The sequence below is a fragment of the Oribacterium sp. HCP3S3_B9 genome (assembly GCF_052064255.1).
GTDB lineage: Bacteria > Bacillota > Clostridia > Lachnospirales > Lachnospiraceae > Oribacterium.
Genome location: NZ_JBQHVY010000006.1, coordinates 16245 through 37451, shown reverse-complemented (window position 1 = coordinate 37451; position 21207 = coordinate 16245). Strand labels below are relative to the sequence as shown.

The following is a 21207-nucleotide window of genomic DNA, read 5'->3' as shown; positions in this document are numbered from 1 at the left end:
ACTGCGACAGCTCTTTTACGCTATGCAGGCATTCCATGTTAAAATAAGTATAATGAAAAAAATCAAATTACCTTCAAATGTAGAATATATCATCCATCAGCTGGAGCGTGCGGGCTACGAGGCTTACGCGGTCGGTGGCTGTGTGCGCGACAGTCTCCTCGGGCGGGTTCCGGGCGACTGGGACATCACGACGAGTGCGCGTCCGGAGCAGGTGAAGGCGGTGTTCCGCCGCACCATCGACACCGGGATCCAGCATGGCACCGTGACGGTGCTGATGCCGGCGGAGCAGGCGGATTCTTCTGTGGCTGGTGAGGCGTCTGGCATCCAGGGAGATGCGCGCAGGGCAGCATCGCAGGGAGTTCATACCGGCACAGCGCATGCCGGTCGTTCGGCGGAGCACCCGGGAGCGAGGTCCATGCCGGTCTGGGAGGGCTACGAGGTCACGACCTATCGGATCGATGGTGCCTACCTCGATGGGCGTCATCCGAGCGCGGTGCAGTTCACGCCGTCGCTCCATGAGGATCTCGCGCGCCGTGACTTCACGATCAACGCGATGGCGGTCAATGACCGGAGTGGTATCGTGGATGACTTCGGTGGTCTCGAGGACCTCGGTCGTCGTGTCGTCCGCGCCGTCGGCGAGCCGGAGCAGCGCTTCCAGGAGGATGCCCTTCGCATGCTCCGCGCCCTCCGTTTCTCGGCCCAGCTCGGCTTCGACATCGATCCGGCGACCTGGGAGGCCGTACGGAAGCTCGCGCCGAACCTCGAGCACGTCTCGAAGGAGCGTATCGCCGTCGAGCTCACGAAGCTCCTGATGTCCGACCATCCAGAGCACATCGCGCTGGTATCGACGAGCGGCCTCTCCGAGTACATCAGTGAGCACTTCGCCGACGCCTTCCACGACGCGATCGACGTGCCGGATGACTATCCGGTCTATCCGTGGATGCCGTCCGACCTTCCGGCCGAGCGCTACCTCCGCTGGGGCGTTTTCCTGCGCGGTGTGCCGGACCGTGCGCGCGGCATCCTCCGGGAGCTGAAGATAGACAATGATACCATCGCGAAGGCAGGCACCGTCGCGCAGCTTTTCCAGGAACCGCTGCCGGACTCACGCTACAAGATCCGGAAGAAGCTGTCGGAAGTCGGCTACGAGACCTACGAAAACTATCTGCGGGCCGTCACCTGCCTGCTCCTCGCGGCACGTGATGCCGAGTGGATGCGGCCGTACCTCGACGCCGCCTGCCCGAAGCAGGAGACCGTGATCATGCCATGCTGTCAGACCGCGACGAAGCCAGACAGCGCCTGCAGCGCACCGGAGAAGCACAAAGACCCTACGGCGGAGCTCCTCGACTGCATCCGACGGGTACAGTTTGAAGTGGCGGCCATCCGCGTCGCGGGCGACTGCATTGAACTGAAAAACCTCGAGATCAGCGGACAGGACCTTATGGCGATCGGCATCCCGCGTGGGCCGGAAATCGGGCGGATCCTGCACGCACTCCTCGACCAGGTGCTTCAGGACCCGTCGCAGAACCACCGCGAACGACTGACGGAGCTCGCACGTGGCATGATGCTCTGATTGTACGATGGCATAGCCTGGACGTCGGAGGGCCGGCAGCAGAAGCCATACGAAGAGGTCGTGAAGAATCAAAATCCCAGTCCTTAGAAGTACTTGGTGTATCTCTCCTTGGAACCCTCTGACAACGCTGAGTTTTCATGAAAGAAAACTCAGCGATTGCAGAGGGCCTAGTACTTCTTAGGACTGGAATTTTAGAGTCTTCCGAGCTCGTAGTACTGTGTTTCTGCTGCCGGCCCTCCGGCGTCCAGGCAGTCCTGTAAAATTTCAGTGAAACCGCCGCGAACATGCCCCGACGCCTTGAAGCGGATGTGCAAAATTGATATATTTATAATAGCTGAATTTTTCAGAAAGAGAGGGCAATCTATCTATGTATCAGGATGAATATAAGCGTTGGCTTCATGCCGAGCTTCAGGATGTTGACTTAAAAACCGAGCTTCAGAATATCGAAGGCGATGATGACGCGATCAAGGAGCGTTTCGCCGTTGCACTGAAGTTTGGAACCGCTGGCCTCCGCGGCACACTCGGCGCAGGAACCAACCGGATGAATATCTGGGTCGTTCGTCAGGCGACACAGGGTGTGGCAGACTGGGTGAAGACCCAGGGCGGAACACAGACCGTTGCGATCAGCTACGATTCCCGTCTGAAGGGCTGGAATTTCGCACGTGACGCAGCCGGTGTGCTGGCAGCGAACGGCATCCACGTGCGCATCTACGATGAGCTCATGCCGGTACCGGCCCTTTCCTTCGCCACCCGTTACTATCACTGCAACGCCGGCATCATGGTGACCGCTTCCCACAACCCGGCGAAGTACAACGGCTATAAGGCCTACGGTCCGGACGGATGTCAGATGACCGATGAGGCTGCGGACATCGTTTACCAGCAGATCCAGAAGACCGACGTGCTCACCGGCGCGAAGTACATGAGCTTCGCCGAGGGCGTCAATAAGGGTCTCATCCAGTTCGTCGAGGACGACTGCAAGAACGCACTCTACGAGGCGATCGAGGCACGTCAGATCCGCCCGGGTATCGCGGCGACCTCCGGCCTCAAGCTCGTGTACTCACCACTGAACGGTACCGGCCTCGTTCCGGTCACCCGTGTACTGAACGACATCGGTATCCACGACATCACGATCGTGCCGGAGCAGGAGTACCCGAACGGCTACTTCACCACCTGCTCCTATCCGAACCCGGAGATCCTCGACGCACTGAAGAAGGGCCTCGAGCTCGCTGAGAAGACCGGCGCGGACCTGATGCTCGCGACCGACCCGGATGCAGACCGTGTCGGCATCGCCATGAAGTGCCCGGACGGTTCCTATGAGCTCGTCACCGGTAACGAGATGGGCGTACTGCTCCTCGATTACATCTGCGCAGGCCGCACCGAGCAGGGCACCATGCCGGCGAAGCCAGTCGCTGTGAAGTCGATCGTTTCCACACCGCTGGCCAATGCTGTCGCCGAGCACTATGGCGTCGAGCTTCGGGAGACCCTCACCGGTTTCAAGTGGATCGGTGACCAGATCGCACAGCTCGAGGCAGCCGGGGAAGTGGATCGCTTCATCTTCGGCTTCGAGGAGTCCTACGGCTACCTTGCCGGCCCGTATGTACGTGATAAGGACGCCGTGATCGGCTCCATGCTCATCTGCGAGATGGCTGCGTACTATCGCTCCATCGGATCCTCCATCAAGCAGCGCCTCGAGGAGATCTACAAGGAGTATGGACGCTACCTCAACAAGGTCGATTCCTTCGAGTTCCCGGGCCTCAGCGGTATGGATAAGATGGCCGGCATCATGAACGAGCTCCGCACGAATCCGCCGAAGGATTTCGCCGGTAAGAAGGTCGTGAAGGTCATGGATTACACGAAGCCGGAGGAGACCGGACTTCCAGCAGCGAACGTCCTGATCTACTCCCTCGATGACGGCTCCACCGTCGTGGTTCGCCCGTCCGGCACGGAGCCGAAGATCAAGGCCTACTACACCACCCTCGGAAAGGACCTCGCAGAGGCTGAAGCCGAGAAGGAGAAGCTGGCAGCCGCACTCGAGCCGCTGTTTAAATAAGCGATGATCAAAGATGAAGTATGAAGCATCGTAGGTGCCCGTTACGACAGGACGCACGAGCGGTGCAGATATGAATCAAGCCACGGTGGAGGGCTGCCATCAGAGAGAGGCGGCCTGCCACCGTGTTTTTTATTTGGACCGGCCCGGCGATGGATACGTTTGCGGTCGCTAGAAGTGCAACCCGGGCCTGGTCCTCAGATTTAGTGAGGTGTTTTGTGAAGGAACGAAATCTGAAGCTCGACAACGCAAAGGGCATCCTGATCACCCTGGTGGTGATCGGCCACATGCTGCTCCCGATCCAGGGCACGACCCGCGGCGTCACAAATTTCTTCTATATGATCTACGCCTTTCACATGCCCGCCTTCGTCTTCATCTCCGGCCTCCTCGCGCAGCGCATCTACATCCGCGTGCCGAAGCAGGCGCATGCTCCAGCCGAAAACTGTGCACAGCGCCACCCGCATCACGCGACCAATGTTTCTGCCACTCAGCAGGTGACTACCGTGGGTCACTTCAACGGACATCGCTGGTGCTCGACCCTCTGGCTGTACCTCCTGTTTCAGTTCATCCTGTTCTTCTCGGAGATTCCCGCCTACGGCCGCACGACCCGCTTCCCGGACTTCCTTCATACCTCCGGTGCACCCTGGTACCTCCTCGCCCTGCTCCTCTGGTATCTGATGATCCCTTTCTTCGCCGGGTGCCGAGGAAAAGTGCTTCCGCTCCGGCCTGCATGTTCGAATCGTCGCCACCAGCCGAGTGAGAGGCGGGCGCAGTCGGACGAGGGTCTGCAGGCGGGCAGGGCACAGCGCGGCATCCCGTGCAGTCTGATCGCCTGGATCCTCCTCACAGGCCTGTCCCTCGCCGGCGGCTACCTCGCGAGCGGTGCCCTCGCCGGTATCGGCGACTTCCTCGCCCTCGATCGCGTCATCGCCTTCGCCCCGTTCTTCTTCGCCGGCTACTTCATCGGCCCGGAACGCCTGATGAAGTTTCTCGGAGTGCAGCAGGAGAGTGTAGCGGCACCGAAACGCGCGACCTCCCGGCGTCGGTCTTCGGAAGGGACTTCAAAGCGTGCCGATCGAGGCATTGTCCTGCTCCTGATGGCGCTCGGCCTCCTCTGTTTCGCGCTGATCGGCACGCAGACCTTCGACCGCCTGCTTCCGTACCGAAACGTCGTCTACGGTGCCTGGTACTACCGCTTCCATCCGGAGCAGAACCCAGCCGCCTTTCCGGGCGCGCTCAGCTCGCAGCTCTGGCTGATCCGCCTCGCCTGGTTCCTCGTATCCGGCCTCATGAGCTTCACGCTCCTCGCCCTGATGCCGAACCGGCAGATCCCGCTCCTCACCACCATCGGGCAGCGCACCCTGCAGATCTACATCCTGCACCGCCCGATCCGTGACCTCCTCCTCGCAAGCGGCTTCATCACCGCCGCCGGCCCGGAAAACATCCTGCACGTCCTCCTGCTCATCGCCCTGTCGCTCCTCATGACCCTCGTGCTTTCCGCCGGCATCCTCCAGCGCCTCTTCGACGCCATCCAGAAGCTTCCGGACCGGCTACTCTGAGTCTTCATAGAAAGGAATTTCAAGAAAAATGTGGGTTTTCGTTAATGGTTTAAAGGTCTTTCAGAATTACACTCTGCTGCAGTGGGCGTGGTTTTTCATGTTCTACTGCATCTTCGGCTGGTGCTTCGAGTCGACCTACTGCTCGCTGAAATCGATGCGCCTCATGAACCGCGGCTTCTGTCACGGCCCGTGGCTTCCGATCTACGGCGCCGGCGGCACGCTTTTCCTCATCTTCGCCTGGCCCTACCGCGCGAACCTCATCACGACCTTCCTGATGGGCATGCTGGTCGGCACCGGCCTCGAGCTCATCACCGGGCCGCTCATGTACCACATCTTCCACATGAAATGGTGGGATTACAGCCAGAATCCGCTGAACTTCCGCGGCTACATCTGCCTCGGGGCGTCCCTCGGCTGGGGCGCGATGGCGCTCTTTTTCGTGCATTTCCTGCATCCGCGTGTGGCGGAGCTCACCGTGGACTGGACCCCGATCGGTTATATCGTCGTCGTCACCATGCTCTACACGCTCTTCGTCGAAGACGTGATTTTCTCTGTACTCGGTGCCCTCGATATCCGGAAGCGTCTCGAGACCCTCGCCGCAAATTCGGAGGAGATTCAGCAGCTGAAGCTGAGTATCTCGGAAGCTCGCGAGCATCTCGAGGAGCTGCAGGAGGCGGCGCGTGCCAATGCCTCTGAAGTGAAGATCGTCGCGGAGTCGGAGGGACGTCTGGCGGCCGCGAAGCTCGCGACCGAGGAGGCTGCCCGCGCTCTGCAGGCTGCCCGTGAGACGGGCACCCTCGCGGCGCGCAGCCTCGCCGAAAGCGGCGTCCAGGCGGCGCGTGCCGCTGTGGACAGCGGCATGCAGACCGCGCGCACGGTTGCGGAAACCGGCCGCAGCGCCGGTGAGCTCGGCAAGTCCGCCGTCCAGCGCAGCCTCGAGCTGCGCCGTCGCCTCGCCGAGGAACGCCGTCGTCGCCTCGAAGAGCGCCTCGCCATCCTGGAGGATGGCGGTGATGCCCGCAGCGGCCGCATGAACTGGTGGGTCGGCAACACCCTTCGAAACAACCCGACCATGACCCATCACCCACGCCACAGCGCAGACTTCGAATTCTACGCGCGTCTCCGCGCCTCCTCACAGCGCCACCGCGAGAGCTTCGAAAAGATGGAAGCCCGCATCGACGCCGAAAAAGCGAAGGACCGCGCCGCTGAAGAGATATGACATCCTGTCTGACAGCCCAAACCCGCCGATACTTCGGCGGGTTTTTCATATAAATCATGAGAAATATCAAATATTTGATAATTTTGAAAAAAGTGGATAATTATGACTAATTTCACCGAACTTGCGCAGATACTCAGACTATCTACTATTTTCATATTTGATATATATTGGATAAATTTGGACGGAATCATACATACGCTTATTTGCGTACGATCTAAGATCGGCTTGATTCATAAAAAGTAGATATGGATTTTGAAGATATCTTACCTTCATCGATCTCTTCGTATCCAATAATCCTTCTATTTAAAAATCTTGGATAGTTGTCACGCATCAGCTCTTATGAAACTAGCATTTTGATATCCATTATTTTTGAAATACTAAAATAATGGATAGTTTCTTCTGCAAGAATCGATTTTCACCCGCAAAACATATCCATTATTTATAAAAAGAGCTAAAAGTGGATAGTGCTCATTCATTTCCGTCGCTACTGTTCTTCATGCGTCCATTTCCGGTCTATTCGGAACGACACCCGCACTTCTTTTTTTCGGCTATCGAAAATATTCCCAAATACTACTTCAAGCGCGCGAAGCGTTGGGGTACAATGAGAAGAAATGAAAAGCAACGTCTGTACCGGGGGCTGACCCCTGCGTACCCCCGGGCATCCCCTTCCGGATTTCGGAAGGGGTCTGACCCTAATCACTGAACGACACAAACGCCCGCCATCCGCGGGCGAAGGAGGAAGATATGGCACTTTCGAAAAGTATGCAGCAGCTGGTCGCCGGCAACTCCGCGATCCGCAAGATGTTCGAGCTCGGGCAGGAGCTCGCCGCGCGCGTCGGTCGTGAAAACGTCTACGACTTCAGCCTCGGCAACCCGGCCTCGCCGGTCCCGGAGGAGGTGCGCGATTCCATCGTACGCATCGCGACAGAGGAAGCGCCGAATTATGTTCACGGTTATATGGCCAATGCAGGCTACCCGGAGGTGCGTGCCGCGGTAGCGGAACACCTGAATCGCCTCCACGGCACCGACTATGACGCCCAGGACATCATCATGACCGTGGGTGCTGCCGGCGGCCTGAACGACGTCCTCCGCGCACTCCTCGACCCGGACGACGAAGTCCTAACCTTCGCCCCGTTCTTCACCGAGTACCGCAGCTACGCCGCAAACTTCGGCGGGAAGCTCACCATCGTCCCACCGGATACCGAGCACTTCCAGCTCGACATCGACGCCGCGGAAGCCTGCATTGGCGAGCGTACGAAGGCCATCATCGTGAACAACCCGAACAATCCGTCGGGTGCCGTTTACACCGAAGAAACCATTCGGAAGCTCGGCGCGATGCTGGAACGTAAGGAGCAGGAAATCGGCCATCCGATCTACGTGATCTGCGACGAGCCGTACCGCGAGCTCGTGTACGACGGCCTCACCGTCCCGTACATCCCGAATATCATCAAAAACGCGGTCTTCCTCTACAGCTTCAGCAAGACCCTGTCACTGCCGGGCGAGCGTATCGGCTACATGGCGCTGGCGAAGCGCGCAGACGATCACGACACGATGATCCAGGCCCTGACGATCGCGAACCGTTGCCTCGGCTTCGTGAACGCGCCGTCCCTCCTGCAGCTCGTCGTGAAGGACTGTCTCGCGGTAGAGGCCAATGTTCCGTTTTATGACCGGAACCGGAAGCTGCTGTATGCCACCATTTCCGGCCTCGACTTCGAGTGTGTTCGACCAGAGGGTGCCTTCTACATGCTCGTGAAGGCACCGAACGGCAGCGCCGCGGACTTCGCCGCCGCCGCGGAGAAGCTCAACATCATCATCGTCCCGTGTGACGGCTTCGGCCTCCCGGGCTATGTACGCATCGCCTACTGCGTCGACTACGCGATGATCGAACGCTCCATCCCGGCCTGGGAACAGCTCGCGAAAATTTATGGGGTCAGACCCCATTAAATTTTTCTAAACAGATTCTAAACTGAACTTTATGGGGTCAGACCCCCTTACGTACATCCTCTCAAACTGAAAAATCCCGCCGGAGCTTCTTCGCTTCGACGGGATTTTCATGTTTGTGCTTTATGTCAAGAGATCAGCCAAGGGGGGAGCCGAACTCCTATGAAGTATATGGAAAACGGTCATGCTCGATGGAGCTTCATGAATCTGCTGGAGCGTTTGTGCATCGCCCCGTCTTTCATAAAGAATCGTAAGCATTTGCGACCGTTTTTTTAGAAGGGGGCTCCGGAGTGTATTTCAACTCCGGAGTATGAGTATGAAAAGCGTTTCTTCGTTACATCTCTGTAACTATGATATATGATACAGGGCACTTGTGACTGAAGTATGTCGCCAGACTAAAAGAACTCTAAAGAATCTAAACAAAGTCTAAACAGAAGCGAAAGGATCATTTACGAGATTCTTTCGTGCCCGAACTCCACAATTCTGACTTTAAAAACAGAGGGCCATCGATTATACTATAGAAGATTCTATGTTGAATTACTAAATTCGCCCTGCGCGCCCATAAGCCGGGTGGCTCACGAGAGCAGCTTCGACGGGATTTCTTCGGACGGGTATCGGAAACGGTACCGACCGTGCGTGGCGCAGCGCAGAGAGCTGCGTATCCTGACAGGGCTTCGTTTTATACATCGTTATATAGTAGGAGTTTTTCATGTTTTCACTGATTTCAAATGATATCGGCATTGATCTGGGTACCTCCAGCATCCTTGTATATATAAAAGGCCGCGGCGTCGTTCTGAAGGAGCCGTCCGTGGTGGCCGTTAACCGCGATACGAACACCGTGCTGGCGTACGGTGAGGACGCGCGTCTCATGCTGGGCCGCACCCCGGAGAACATCTCGGCGGTTCGTCCGCTGCGCCAGGGCGTCATCTCGGACTACACCCTGACGGAGAAGATGCTGAAGTACTTCATTCAGAAGGCCGTCGGCAAGCGTACCCTCCGGAAGCCGCGTATCTCTGTCTGCATTCCAAGTGGTGCGACCGAGGTCGAGAAGAAGGCCGTCGAGGATGCCGCTTACCACGCAGGTGCCCGTGAGGTCACGATCATCGAGGAGCCGGTAGCGGCGGCCATCGGTGCCGGCATCGACATCAGTAAGCCGCAGGGCAACATGATCATCGACATCGGTGGTGGTACCGCGGATATCGCCGTGATCGCACTGGACGGTCCGGTCGTTTCCGAGTCCATCAAGGTGGCCGGCGACGACTTCGATGAGGCCATCCTCCGTTACATGCGGAAGAAGCATAATCTCCTCATCGGTGAGCGTACCGCCGAGGATATCAAGGTCAACATCGGCTGCGCCAGCAAGCGCCCGGAGAACGTTACCATGGAGGTCCGCGGACGCAACCTCGTGACCGCTCTCCCGAAGACCGTCATCGTGAGCTCGGACGAGATCATGGACGCGCTGCTGGAGCCGGCGATGATGATCGTCAATGCTGTGCATAACGTACTCGAGCGCACGCCACCAGAGCTCGCTGCCGACATCTATGAGCGCGGCATCGTCATGACTGGTGGAGGCTCTCTCCTGTATGGCCTCGATAAGCTTCTGCAGGAGAAGACCGGCATCAACTGCGTACTCGCCGAGGACCCGCTCACCGCGGTCGCCATCGGCACCGGTAAGTTCATCGACTTCGCGAGCGGTGACACCGACGAGGACTGACATCTTATTCATCAGGGGTAGCCTTATTCAGGCTGCCCTTTTATTGACTTCAGCCGACGACCGTTCGTATGGCCAATGCAGTCGACGGAACTGCGGTGGCGGGCGGTGAGGGCTTCAGCAGGCACGACACGTTTACATTTTCGGGAGAACACACCGTGGAATATTTTGAGGGCTATATCGATCATATCATTTTCCAGAGTCCGGCGACGGGCTACACCGTGATGACGGGCGTGATGGAGGGGAAGACCTACACCCTCGTCGGTACGCTACCGGGCATCGAGGCAGGCGAGAATATCAAGGCGGATGGCCACGAGGCCACCCACCAGATTTATGGTACCCAGTTCGTCATCGACCAGTACCAGGTCGTCGCGCCGAAGACTCAGGAAGCCGTCGAGCGCTACCTCGGCTCCGGCGCGATCAAGGGTATCGGTGCCGCGATGGCCTCCCGGATCGTGAAGAAGTTCGGTGACGATACCATGCGCATCATCGAGGAGGAGCCGGAGCGTCTCGCTGAGATCAAGGGCATCTCCGCGCGGAAGGCGATGGATATTGCGGCCTCCGTGAACGCGAAGCGTGACATGCAGGACGCTGTCATGTTCCTTCAGAAGTACGGCATCTCCATCAACCTCGCCGGCAAGATCTATAACCGCTACGGCAACGAGATGTACGACATCGTCCGCGATAACCCGTACCGTCTCGCAGAGGATATCGAGGGCCTCGGCTTCCGGACCTGCGACGAGATCGCGCGGAACGCCGGCATCGCGGAGGACTCCGCCTTTCGTATCGAGTCCGGCATCCAGTACGCGCTCGGCATGGCAGAGGGCAACGGTCACTGCTACCTGCCGCTCCCGGAGCTCTGGTCCTCCGTTGAGTCGCTTCTGAACATCACGATCCAGGACCTGAACCAGTACCTCCTCGAGCTCCAGATGAAGGGCCGCGTCATGGTGAAGTCGAGCCGTCCGCGCAGCATCTCCGATTTTCTGGACAGCGCGGCCAATGCGGGCGATGCCGATGCCCCTGTCTACGACGCGAATCCGGCGCTGCATGCAGACCCGGCGACCCACGTCTACCGCGCCACGATCTACTACACAGAGCTCCAGGTCGCGACGCTGCTGAAGGATCTGAACGTCACGGTCGAAAACGCGGAGCTCGACGCGAAGCGTGCGCTGACCATCGATGAGATCACAGAAAAGCACGGCATCGAGCTCGACCCGCTCCAGCGCGACGCCGTGCTCACCGCCGGCCACTCCGGCCTCCTCGTCATCACCGGCGGCCCGGGCACCGGAAAAACGACGACCATCAACACCATCATCCGCATGTTCGCGGACGAAGGAAAGACCATCCTGCTCGGTGCCCCGACCGGTCGTGCTGCGAAGCGTATGTCGGAGGCCACCGGCTGGCCGGCCTCCACGATCCACCGCCTCCTCGAGTACCAGGGCCGCCCGGACGAGGACGGAGAGGACGGCGACCAGGTGCGTGGTCACTTCGAGCGCAATGAAAACAACCCACTCGAGTGCGACGTCGTCATCATCGATGAGATGTCCATGGTCGACATCTTCCTCATGAACGCCCTTCTGAAGGCCATCCACCGCGGCACCCGCCTCATCATGGTCGGTGACGCGAACCAGCTGCCATCGGTCGGTGCCGGTAATGTCCTCCGCGACATCATCGCCTCCGGCGTGATCCGAACCATCCAGCTCCGCCACATCTTCCGCCAGGCCGCCGCGTCGGACATCGTCGTGAACGCCCATAAGATCAACGAAGGCGAGCCGGTCGACCTCAGTAAGCGCTCGAAGGACTTCCTTTTCATCAAGAGCCAGACGCCGGATCAGATCTTCGCGGCCATCGCCGCCCTCGTGCTGAACAAGCTCCCAGGCTACCTCGGCGTGGATCCCTTCGACATCCAGATCATGACCCCGCAGCGGAAGGGCGCGCTCGGCGTCGAGCGTCTGAACCAGCTCCTTCAGGAGCAGATGAACCCGAAGAGCAGCCGCAAGACGGAAAAGGAAATCGGAGGCACCCTATTCCGTGTCGGCGACAAGGTCATGCAGATCCGAAACGACTACAACCTCATCTGGGAGATCCGTGGCCGCTACGGCATCCCGACCGAGAAGGGCGAGGGCGTCTTCAACGGCGACATCGGCATCATCACTGAGATCAACAGCTTCGCCCAGAACCTGACGGTTCGCTTCGACGACCGCTTCGTCGAGTACGCCTTCAAGGACTGCGAGAGCCTCGAGCTCGCCTACGCGATCACGATCCACAAGTCCCAGGGCTCCGAGTACCCGGCGGTCATCGTCCCGATGTACCAGGGCCCATCCATGCTCATGAACCGGAATCTGCTCTACACCGCCGTCACCCGCGCGAAGTCCTGCGTCTGCCTCGTCGGCAACCCGCCGATCTTCGACCAGATGCTTCACAACGCGTCCGAGGCGAAGCGCTATTCCTCCCTCGGTGAGCGGCTCCAGGAGGTCTCTCATGACGAAAATTCACTCTGAATCGGCTATCCCGGGTCCGAGGTCAATGTCTCCGGCTGCACGCAGTCACGCTGCGGACATCCCTCCGACACCCGCAGCAGCCTATCCGCCGATGACGACATCGGCAGCTCGATCGACCAGGACGTCCGCGGCGAAGCAGTGGCTCCTGTCGGTTCTTTTTCCGCGCCGCTGTCCGGTCTGTGAGGAGATCGTCTCGCCGCGCGGCGCGCTGATCTGTCCGGACTGTGAACGCAAGCTTCACTTCCTGACAGAGCCGACCTGCCAGATCTGCGGCCGTGAAATCCTCGCCGACGACGAGGAGCTCTGCGAGAGCTGTAAGCGCCATCGCTTCTTATTTAAGAGAAGCATCGCCCTCGTCGGCTATGACGACGTCGCGGCGCGCTCCATCAGCCGCATCAAGTATACCGGTGCCCGCGAGTTCCTCGACTATTACGGGCGGGAGGCCGTACGCCGTCGAGGCGAGGAGCTTCGCCGCATGCAGATCGACGCCATCGTACCGGTGCCCGTCCACCCGAGCCGAAAGCGGAAGCGTGGCTACAACCAGGCGACCGTGCTCGCCGAGGTCATGGGCGCAGAGCTCGGCCTCCCGGTTTACGAAGCGGCACTCTACCGGCGTAAAAAAACCGCCGCATCGAAGGAGCTCAATGCGGCGGAACGTTTGAAAAATCTAATGTCGGCCTTTTACGCGGGGCCGATCCCGCAGGATCTCCGGCGGGTGCTGCTGGTCGACGATATCTTCACGACCGGCGCCACCATGGAATCCTGTACACGGACGCTGCTCGCGGCCGGAGTGGAAGAGGTCTACTGCTTCGCGCTCGCGATCCGCTCCGAGCGCTGATCACTTCACGCGGGTCCAGTAGTCGCGGGCCAGCTCGATCAGATCGAGCATCGGCTCCGAGGTGTAGCGGTCCTTCCGGTAGACGGCGACGGCGTGCATCATCGGGTGCGTACTGAGGTGGATGAGCTTCACGCCCTTCGGGATGGTGGTGTGATGTGAGGCGCTGATCAGCGCGGCACACTCGTCGGCGGCGACCAGGGCGAGCTGGTAGTTGATGCCCTCGGCATCCATGTAGGTGTCTGGCTCGAAGCCGGCCTCCTCGAAGACCTGCTCGGAGACCATACGCTCGGTGGAGTCCTTCGCGCCGAGGCAGAACGGGACATCACGGAAGCGACGGATGTCGATGACCTCATCGCCACTCTCGTCGGTGATGGTTTCCGAAGCCAGTGGGTTCGAGCTCGCGACGGCGAGCATGATTTCGACATCGGCGAGGAACTCGTAGTGCAGGCGGTAGTTCTGCTTGTCGCCCATCAGGATGATACCGAGGTCGATCGTACCGTTTTTGACGAGCTCCTGTGCCTTCAGCCCCTTCATGAGGTTGAGCTGCAGCTTGACGGTCGGGTGCTGACGGTGAAACTTCTTATATAAAGAGGTCATCATGTAGTCAGCCTCGACGCCGGCGGCACCGACCGCGATCTCCTCGTTGTGCAGCTTCGCGATATCGGAGATGCGGGAGTAGCAGTCCTTCTTCATGGCGATCATCTTCCGGGCGGTATCGACATAGATCCGGCCGGCCTCGGTGATGGCCCACTCGTTACCACGACGATAGAAGAGTTTGGTGCCGAGCTCCTTCTCGAGATTCAGCAGCTGCAGATTCAGCGCAGGCTGGGAGATGAAGAGCTTGTCAGCTGCGCGGGTGATATTCTTTTCCTCCGCGATACGGATGATATTTTCGATACGACGTAGATCCATGGTGGCCTCCTGACGTAGTATTGCCTTCGGTGCTCAGGCGGGCGATGATGCCGCGCCGGAAACATTGGCCGAAGGATGGTGGACATAACATAGTAAGATACCTGTGATTCAAGTATATACGGCTCTCTAAATCTATGCAATAGAACTTCTATCAAACTCTTGAAAAAATAAATAATAGACGCCCGGCGGCAAACGCTTGACGCATAGGGTGCTTCATGGTATAGTTGCCCCGTAATCAAGGGCTAGGCCCTATTTTTTATGCACTAATTTCGTAGTCATGCGAAGTTAAGAATCATTGGAGGTGAAGAGCCGTGCGTACAAAGATTATATTAGCATGTACAGAGTGTAAGCAGAGAAACTATTTCACGACGAAGGAGAAGAAGAATCATCCTGAGAGAATGGAAGTTCGTAAGTACTGCAGATTCTGTAAGAAGCACACGCTTCATAAGGAGACGAAGTAATGAGCGAGAAGAAGAATTCCGGTTTACAGGACTTCTTCAAGGGTCTTAAGACGGAATATAACAAAATTATTTTCCCGACGAGACAGGACATCATCAAGGAGACCACCGCAACCATCGTTGTCAGTCTCCTGGTCGGAGCGCTTATTGCTGTTCTTGATCTTATTATGAAGACGGGACTTGGTTTTATCATCAGATAAGGGGAAACTATGTCAGAAATTAATCCTGCAGCTCGCTGGTATGTAGCACATACCTACTCAGGCTATGAGAACAAGGTTAAGATGGATCTGGAAAAGACGATCGAAAACCGTGGTCTTCAGGATCTGATCTTCGAAGTCAGCGTACCGATGCAGCCGGTCATCGAGATGAAGAACGGCGTCGAGAAGAAGTCTGATAAGAAGATGTTCCCTGGCTATGTTCTCGTAAACATGATAATGAATCAGGAAACCTGGTACGTAGTGCGTAATACACGTGGCGTAACCGGATTCGTCGGCCCAGGATCAGAGCCGACACCTCTTTCCGAAGAGGAGATCAAGGCACTTGGCTACAGAGCCCAGGAGGTCCTTGTAGATTTCGCGATCGGCGATACCGTAAATGTTACTTCCGGTGCATGGAAGGATACGGTGGGTGTCATCAGTGAGATCAATGATCAGAAGAAGACTGTTACCATCTCGGTTGAGATGTTTGGCAGAGAAACTCCGGTAGAGTTATCCTACGGAGAGATTCAGAAACTCAGATAACGAAGTATGGGAGGGTTAATCAGATCTGCTGATTACCCCGCAATTACCACAAGGAGGTGCCTCATATGGCAAAGAAAGTAGAAGGATACATCAAGTTACAGATTCCAGCTGGTAAAGCAACTCCAGCTCCACCAGTAGGTCCGGCTCTCGGCCAGCATGGTGTTAATATCGTTGCATTCACTAAGGAATTCAATGCAAGAACAGCAAACGAGGGTGATGTTATCATCCCTGTAGTGATCACTGTTTATGCAGATAGAAGCTTCAGCTTCATCACGAAGACTCCTCCAGCAGCAGTTCTGATCAAGAAGGCATGCAAGCTGCAGAAGGCTTCCGGTGAGCCAAACAAGAACAAGGTTGCTACCATCAGCAAGGCTGATCTCCAGAAGATCGCAGAGACTAAGATGAAAGATCTTAACGCTGCATCACTTGAGGCTGCTATGTCTATGATCGCAGGTACCTGCAGATCCATGGGCGTTGAAGTAGAGAAGTAATAGGGAGGTCAACTGATTATGAAGACAGGTAAGAGATATACAGCAGCCGCTCAGGGCTTTGACAGAACGGTAAAGTTCACCGAGGTTGACGCACTTGAGCTTGTAAAGAAGAATGCAACAGCAAAATTCGACGAGACCATCGAGCTCCATATCAGAACTGGTTGTGACTCACGTCACGCAGACCAGCAGGTTCGTGGTTCTGTCGTCCTTCCAGCCGGCACAGGTAAGAAGGTAAGAATCCTCGTATTTGCAAAGGGCGCTAAGGCCGATGAGGCTCAGGCAGCTGGTGCAGATTTCGTAGGAGCTGAGGAGCTTATTCCGAAGATCCAGGATGGCTGGTTTGATTACGATGTAATCATCGCTACTCCGGATATGATGGGTGTTGTTGGTCGTCTCGGTCGTGTACTTGGACCGAAGGGCTTAATGCCGAACCCGAAGACCGGTACTGTTACCATGGATGTTACCAAGGCAATCGCTGATACTAAGGCTGGTAAGGTCGAGTATCGTCTTGACAAGGCAAACATCTTCCACGTAGCAATCGGTAAGGCTTCCTTCACAACTGAGCAGCTCAAGGAGAACCTTGATGCGATCATGAGCGCAATTGTAAAGGCTAGACCAGCTACATTAAAGGGAACCTACCTGAAGTCCGCTACACTGACTTCTACCATGGGTCCTGGCGTTAAGATGGATACCGTTCAGTTCGGTGCTTAATCTTGACAAAATAGGGTATTGACAGCGGCGTGAGCCGATGTTAATATACACTGCGTATTAACCCGAAGACAGCAGGTGGTGCGTCCGCACCGTAAGTCAGAACGCCTGCCGAGGAAAGATACAAACGATTTTAGTTTGTTCAACCCCGTGTCTTTTGGCATGGGGTTTTCCTTTTGTAAAGGTTTATACGAAAAAATCTTATAAGGAGGAAGAACCGAAAATGGCAAAGGTTGAATTAAAGCAGCCGATCGTTGACGAAATCAAGGCACTCCTTGATGGCGCTGTCGCTGTTACTGCCGTTGATTATCTCGGACTTACGGTTGAGCAGGATACTGAGCTCCGTAAGCAGTTAAGAGAGGCTGGTGTTACTTACAAGGTATTTAAGAACACCCTGATCAAGAGAGCAGCAGAGGGTACAGATTTCGCTCAGCTCGACGGCGTACTTGAGGGTCCTACCGCTATTGCAGTATCTAAGGATGATCCTGCAGCAGCAGCTAGAATCATCGCTAAGTTTGCTGAGAAGGCTACGAAGCTTGAGCTTAAGGCAGCTGTAGCAGAGGGCAAGCTTTACGATCAGAACGAGGTCAAGGTACTCGCAGCTATCCCTTCCAGAGAAGAGCTTCTCGGAAGACTTTGCGGATCCCTGCAGAGCCCGATCGCGAACTTCGCACGTGTCATCAATCAGGTGGCAGAGAAGAACGCAGAGCCAGCTGCTTAATCAGCAGATGGACATCCAAAGCCGCGTAAGCGTGCGGAGGAACCTGAACTCACAGGTGGTGAGTACCGCAGTATCGACTGCAAAACATAAAAGAATTATTTTGAACTGTGCATGAGCACAAAATTTCAAATGGAGGAAATTAAAATGGCTAAGTTAACTACAGAAGAGTTTATCGCAGCTATCAAGGAGCTTTCCGTTGTAGAGCTTAATGACCTTGTAAAGGCTGTTGAGGAAGAGTTTGGCGTATCTGCTGCTGCAGGTGTTGTTGTTGCTGCTGGCGCTGCTGCAGCTCCAGCTGAGGAGAAGACTGAGTTCGACGTAGAGCTTACTGATGTTGGTCCTAACAAGATCAAGGTTATCAAGGTTGTACGTGAGGCTACTGGTCTTGGCCTTAAGGAAGCTAAGGAGGCCGTTGAGGCTGCACCTAAGGTTCTCAAGGAGGCTGCTCCGAAGGCAGAGGCTGAGGATCTCAAGGCTAAGCTTGAGGCTGAGGGCGCTAAGGTTACTCTTAAGTAATAAAAGCGACATTAAGTCAGATCTTATACAGAGTCGGAAGGTAAGTTACTTGCCTTCCGGCTTTTTTATGTGAATCAGTACGATAAGAATTACCAGACACTGTCTGGCAAATTTTGTACGTTTTTATGCCCCAGCCGTCCTCCCTGCACTATAATTTTAATAACTATCTCTACGATTATTTGGTATAATAAAATAAGGACTGTCTAAATATATTTGCTTCGCATCCCGCGAAGCGCACTGAACAAGGCATATTTATGATTTGTACAAACTGTGGAAAAGAAATACAGGATGGCGCGTCGTTCTGCCCTTACTGCGGAGCGCTGTTTGCCGACGGCTTAGTCCGGATCCACTACGAGGCCCAGCTCGAGAGCTCGGCGGAGACGCTTCCGGTCTATAACGCGGAAACCGTGCGCGCGGCCTGGGACCGTCAGAAGGCAACCATCGGCGACGATCTTTCGGCGAAGCTCGATCAGATGACGGAGACCCCGTCGGCGGATGCAGGCGACCTCAACGCAGATGGCGCAGCCTCGACACTCGCTGCCGCCGGTGCATCGTCGGCCAATGCAGGTGATCTCAACGTAGATGGCGCAGCCTCAACACTTGCTGCCGCCGGTGCATCGTCGGCGGATACAGGCGACCTCAACGCAGATGACGCTGCGGCAGATCCTCGCGTAACGCAGGACGGTGAGCATGCTTCGGAAGAAGATGCTGAAGATGCCGCAAACACGCCTGCGCGTGAGGATATCGACGCAGATTTCGATATAGACTTCGGCGATTCCTTCGGAAGGAAACGCGATGCTCCATCGAAAGCGTCTGCTGTAGAAGCTTCTTCGGAAGACGAGGATTACGACCCGGCAGCGGAAGACGAAGCGATCCTGGATGAGTTTTACAAGAAGGCCCTCCGCTTCGAAGCGGAGGAGCGTCGCCGCCGTGAGGAAGAAGAGCGCAAGGCCCGCGAGGAAGCCGAGGCGAGAGCCGAAGCAGAGCGGAAGGCACGCGAAGAAGCGGAGCGCATCGCCCGCGAAGAAGCTGCGGCGAGAGCCGAAGCAGAGCGGAAGGCGCGCGAAGAAGCAGAGCGAATCGCCCGTGAAGAGGCAGAAGCGAAAGCGGAAGCCGAGCGCCTCGCCCGTGAAGAAGCGGAGCGTCAGGCCCGTGAAGAGGAAGAGGCGAGAGCGGAGGCCGAGCGTAAGGCACAGGAAGAAGCCGAAGCCCAGGCGAAGAAGGACGCAGAACGCGCCGAACTCGAAGAAGCGATGAAGCAGGAGCTCCTCAACCTCGCCGCCCATAAAACCCTCGGCACCCACATGTTCGACGATGACGAGGAAGAAGCAGAGACTTCCGAAGCAACCGAATCTTCCGATGAGGTTGAGCTGGTAGAAGCAGAGGAAGCTTCCACTGAGGAAACAACGGACGAAGTAGCAGAATCTGAAGAAACAGAAGCAGTAGAGGAAACCGAAGAAACTTCCGAGGAGGAATCAACCGAAGAAACAGACGAAGATTCTGAGACCGCAGAGGTGGTCCCGATCGCGGATCATCTGCCGGATGATCCAGAGGAAGAGTCCGAGGAAGAGTCCGAAGATGATTCAGACGATGACGATATCGATGATGATGCCGATGACACAGAAGCTGATCTCGATGATGATGCCGATGACACAGAAGCTGATTCCGATGACGCAGATTCCGACGAGTCCCTCGATTCCGATGAGGCAGATTCTGACGAGTCCCCCGACAGCGATGCTGACGCTTCCGACGATCTTGACACTGACGACTCTGATGACGCGGATTCCGACCCCGCCGCTGACGACTCTGACGAAGACTCCGAGTCCGCCACCGCCGAGGATGCCGACTCCGCTGACGGCGAGCGCACGGCAACCATCACTCCGCTCAATGATTACGATCGTGTCGACCAGATGCTGGGCGTGAGCGACGTCACCACCGACACCGCTTCCGCGGCACACGCGCACAGCGCGAAGCGGTTTGTGAAAGTCGCGATCGCAGTGATCGCAGTCGTGGCCGTAGCATTGGCGGGATGGTACCAGATGCCAGCCACGAAGGAAAGCCGGATCCGCAGACAGGCGGAGAAGGCATACGCAGCCGCCGACTATACGACGGCCGCAGCGGCCTACCAGCAGCTGTTCGGCTACGGTGTGCAGAGTGAGGAGATCTGCCTCCACGCCGCCGACGCCTACGCAGACGCCGGACACCACACCGAGGCCGTGGCGCTCCTGAAGAGCAACCTCGCAGACTACCCGGACAGCAGAGCGCTGAAGGACGAGCTCGAGGCGCTGGACCCGACGGTTCACTTCGACCCGGAGGGCGGCGACTTCAGCGATCCGGTCAGCGTGAAGCTGAGCACCGACGCCGGCGATCCGATCCGCTACACGATCCAGCGGGACGGTGACAGCACGACGCCGGAGACGATCGAGTATGCCACCCCGGCCGAGCTCAGCTACAGCGGCCGCTACACCGTGACCGCCCACGCGATTGCGAAGGACGGCGAGGCAGGCAGCAGCTTCACGCAGAGCTACGAAATCCGGCTCGACCCGGACAAGTACTCGCTGAACGACTGGCATGAAACCGCCGACGGCGTGCAGTACCTCGACGAGGATGGCCGCTTCGTGACCGGCTGGCAGACCATCGACGACCAGAAGTATTACTTCGACGAGGCGGGCTACCGCGCGACCGGGCTCACGGAAATCGACCGCGCCACCTACTTCTTCGACGCAGAGGGCGTGATGCAGACCGGCTGGCAGCAGTCGGACGACGACTGGTACTTCTTCGACGAGACCGGTCACATGCTCACCGACGTCTGGATCGAGGATACCTACTACGTCGGTGCCGACGGAAAGATGCTGAAGGACACCACGACACCGGACGGCATCGCCGTGGACGCAAGCGGCCGCAGGGCCTCCGACCTCGTGACCCTGTTCCAGCAGCACCCGAAGGCGATGGTGGTTATCCAGACCGCCGACCGGCAGAAGACGGGCGACTACTCGACCTTCGCAGCGAAGGCATACTATTCGCACAGCTCCGACACACCGGAGGGCGACAGCACCGACGTCACCGTGAAGATCAGCAACCGCGCATGGATGCATTACATCGATAAGAAGCTTCCGGACGCGCTGGTCACCGACGCCTACCACTTCCTGCCGCACATCGGCATCCTGAATCCGACCTTCGACGACGACGGCGTCATCACGAAGTTCGACTTCATCCTGGGCAGCCAGGGCTGATCGCGGCCAATGCTTACATCCTGCACCCGCCCGCGCACCCGTGTG

General features: G+C 57.2%; 17 protein-coding genes and 1 other annotated feature. Of the genes, 16 read left to right on the top strand and 1 reads right to left on the bottom strand.

Annotated elements, in window-relative coordinates:
* Window positions 1–52 precede the first annotated feature (52 nt).
* The 8 genes from ACTNC3_RS04890 (at window position 53) to ACTNC3_RS04855 (ending at window position 13383) form a co-directional block, all read left to right on the top strand.
* Window positions 53–1570: a CCA tRNA nucleotidyltransferase gene (locus ACTNC3_RS04890; protein WP_441226659.1), complete on the top strand. Its 1518-nt coding sequence runs from the start codon at window positions 53–55 to the stop codon at window positions 1568–1570.
* Window positions 1571–1937: 367 nt separating this feature from the next.
* Window positions 1938–3620, top strand: coding sequence for a phospho-sugar mutase (locus tag ACTNC3_RS04885; RefSeq protein WP_410043359.1), 1683 nt, complete (start codon window positions 1938–1940; stop codon window positions 3618–3620).
* Between the two features lie 215 nt (window positions 3621–3835).
* Window positions 3836–5176 (top strand): acyltransferase family protein, encoded by a 1341-nt coding sequence (locus tag ACTNC3_RS04880; protein WP_441226658.1) that lies wholly within the window; start codon window positions 3836–3838, stop codon window positions 5174–5176.
* Between the two features lie 28 nt (window positions 5177–5204).
* Window positions 5205–6392: a putative ABC transporter permease gene (locus ACTNC3_RS04875; RefSeq protein ID WP_441226657.1), complete on the top strand. Its 1188-nt coding sequence runs from the start codon at window positions 5205–5207 to the stop codon at window positions 6390–6392.
* A 744-nt stretch (window positions 6393–7136) separates the two neighbouring features.
* The gene (locus ACTNC3_RS04870; protein ID WP_441226656.1) at window positions 7137–8336 is read left to right on the top strand and encodes a pyridoxal phosphate-dependent aminotransferase; all 1200 of its coding nucleotides are present in this window, start codon (window positions 7137–7139) and stop codon (window positions 8334–8336) included.
* 706 nt (window positions 8337–9042) lie between these two features.
* On the top strand, window positions 9043–10047 hold the full coding sequence (locus ACTNC3_RS04865) for a rod shape-determining protein (protein ID WP_410043355.1): 1005 nt from the start codon (window positions 9043–9045) through the stop codon (window positions 10045–10047).
* A 155-nt stretch (window positions 10048–10202) separates the two neighbouring features.
* The gene (gene recD2, locus ACTNC3_RS04860) at window positions 10203–12545 is read left to right on the top strand and encodes an SF1B family DNA helicase RecD2 (protein ID WP_410043354.1); all 2343 of its coding nucleotides are present in this window, start codon (window positions 10203–10205) and stop codon (window positions 12543–12545) included.
* A complete protein-coding gene (locus ACTNC3_RS04855; RefSeq protein ID WP_410043353.1) occupies window positions 12526–13383 on the top strand; it encodes a double zinc ribbon domain-containing protein in 858 nt (285 codons plus the stop codon). Before recD2 ends, ACTNC3_RS04855 begins: the two co-directional genes overlap by 20 nt.
* On the opposite strand, the gene ACTNC3_RS04850 is transcribed toward ACTNC3_RS04855, so the two are convergent.
* Window positions 13384–14295, bottom strand: coding sequence for a LysR substrate-binding domain-containing protein (locus tag ACTNC3_RS04850; protein ID WP_441226655.1), 912 nt, complete (start codon window positions 14293–14295; stop codon window positions 13384–13386).
* Between the two features lie 311 nt (window positions 14296–14606).
* Here ACTNC3_RS04850 and rpmG point away from each other — a divergent pair, with 311 nt between their 5' ends.
* The 8 genes from rpmG to ACTNC3_RS04810 all read left to right on the top strand — a co-directional run bounded on the left by rpmG (window position 14607) and on the right by ACTNC3_RS04810 (window position 21162).
* Window positions 14607–14756: a 50S ribosomal protein L33 gene (rpmG, locus tag ACTNC3_RS04845; protein ID WP_410043351.1), complete on the top strand. Its 150-nt coding sequence runs from the start codon at window positions 14607–14609 to the stop codon at window positions 14754–14756.
* On the top strand, window positions 14756–14953 hold the full coding sequence (gene secE, locus ACTNC3_RS04840; protein WP_410043350.1) for a preprotein translocase subunit SecE: 198 nt from the start codon (window positions 14756–14758) through the stop codon (window positions 14951–14953). Before rpmG ends, secE begins: the two co-directional genes overlap by 1 nt.
* Before the next feature lie 9 nt (window positions 14954–14962).
* The gene (gene nusG, locus ACTNC3_RS04835; protein ID WP_410043349.1) at window positions 14963–15493 is read left to right on the top strand and encodes a transcription termination/antitermination protein NusG; all 531 of its coding nucleotides are present in this window, start codon (window positions 14963–14965) and stop codon (window positions 15491–15493) included.
* A 65-nt stretch (window positions 15494–15558) separates the two neighbouring features.
* Window positions 15559–15984 (top strand): 50S ribosomal protein L11, encoded by a 426-nt coding sequence (gene rplK / locus ACTNC3_RS04830; RefSeq protein WP_036606756.1) that lies wholly within the window; start codon window positions 15559–15561, stop codon window positions 15982–15984.
* An 18-nt stretch (window positions 15985–16002) separates the two neighbouring features.
* Window positions 16003–16695 (top strand): 50S ribosomal protein L1, encoded by a 693-nt coding sequence (rplA, locus tag ACTNC3_RS04825; protein ID WP_410043348.1) that lies wholly within the window; start codon window positions 16003–16005, stop codon window positions 16693–16695.
* A gap of 44 nt (window positions 16696–16739) precedes the next feature.
* Window positions 16740–16875 (top strand) — a sequence feature (ribosomal protein L10 leader region).
* Window positions 16876–16915: 40 nt separating this feature from the next.
* Window positions 16916–17413 (top strand): 50S ribosomal protein L10, encoded by a 498-nt coding sequence (gene rplJ / locus ACTNC3_RS04820; protein WP_410043347.1) that lies wholly within the window; start codon window positions 16916–16918, stop codon window positions 17411–17413.
* Window positions 17414–17557: 144 nt separating this feature from the next.
* Window positions 17558–17929 (top strand): 50S ribosomal protein L7/L12, encoded by a 372-nt coding sequence (gene rplL / locus ACTNC3_RS04815; protein WP_410043346.1) that lies wholly within the window; start codon window positions 17558–17560, stop codon window positions 17927–17929.
* A gap of 254 nt (window positions 17930–18183) precedes the next feature.
* Window positions 18184–21162, top strand: a complete 2979-nt coding sequence (locus ACTNC3_RS04810) for a zinc-ribbon domain-containing protein (protein WP_441226654.1) — start codon at window positions 18184–18186, stop codon at window positions 21160–21162.
* Window positions 21163–21207 lie beyond the last annotated feature (45 nt).

Bases quoted from the DNA above. Each gene is read 5' to 3' on its own strand.
- ACTNC3_RS04890 (WP_441226659.1), top strand. From the start codon at position 53: ATGAAAAAAATCAAATTACCTTCAAATGTAGAATATATCATCCATCAG.
- ACTNC3_RS04885 (WP_410043359.1), top strand. From the start codon at position 1,938: ATGTATCAGGATGAATATAAGCGTTGGCTTCATGCCGAGCTTCAGGAT.
- ACTNC3_RS04875 (WP_441226657.1), top strand. From the start codon at position 5,205: ATGTGGGTTTTCGTTAATGGTTTAAAGGTCTTTCAGAATTACACTCTG.
- ACTNC3_RS04870 (WP_441226656.1), top strand. From the start codon at position 7,137: ATGGCACTTTCGAAAAGTATGCAGCAGCTGGTCGCCGGCAACTCCGCG.
- ACTNC3_RS04865 (WP_410043355.1), top strand. From the start codon at position 9,043: ATGTTTTCACTGATTTCAAATGATATCGGCATTGATCTGGGTACCTCC.
- ACTNC3_RS04855 (WP_410043353.1), top strand. From the start codon at position 12,526: ATGACGAAAATTCACTCTGAATCGGCTATCCCGGGTCCGAGGTCAATG.
- ACTNC3_RS04850 (WP_441226655.1), bottom strand. From the start codon at position 14,295: ATGGATCTACGTCGTATCGAAAATATCATCCGTATCGCGGAGGAAAAG.
- secE (WP_410043350.1), top strand. From the start codon at position 14,756: ATGAGCGAGAAGAAGAATTCCGGTTTACAGGACTTCTTCAAGGGTCTT.
- nusG (WP_410043349.1), top strand. From the start codon at position 14,963: ATGTCAGAAATTAATCCTGCAGCTCGCTGGTATGTAGCACATACCTAC.
- rplK (WP_036606756.1), top strand. From the start codon at position 15,559: ATGGCAAAGAAAGTAGAAGGATACATCAAGTTACAGATTCCAGCTGGT.
- rplA (WP_410043348.1), top strand. From the start codon at position 16,003: ATGAAGACAGGTAAGAGATATACAGCAGCCGCTCAGGGCTTTGACAGA.
- rplJ (WP_410043347.1), top strand. From the start codon at position 16,916: ATGGCAAAGGTTGAATTAAAGCAGCCGATCGTTGACGAAATCAAGGCA.
- rplL (WP_410043346.1), top strand. From the start codon at position 17,558: ATGGCTAAGTTAACTACAGAAGAGTTTATCGCAGCTATCAAGGAGCTT.
- ACTNC3_RS04810 (WP_441226654.1), top strand. From the start codon at position 18,184: ATGATTTGTACAAACTGTGGAAAAGAAATACAGGATGGCGCGTCGTTC.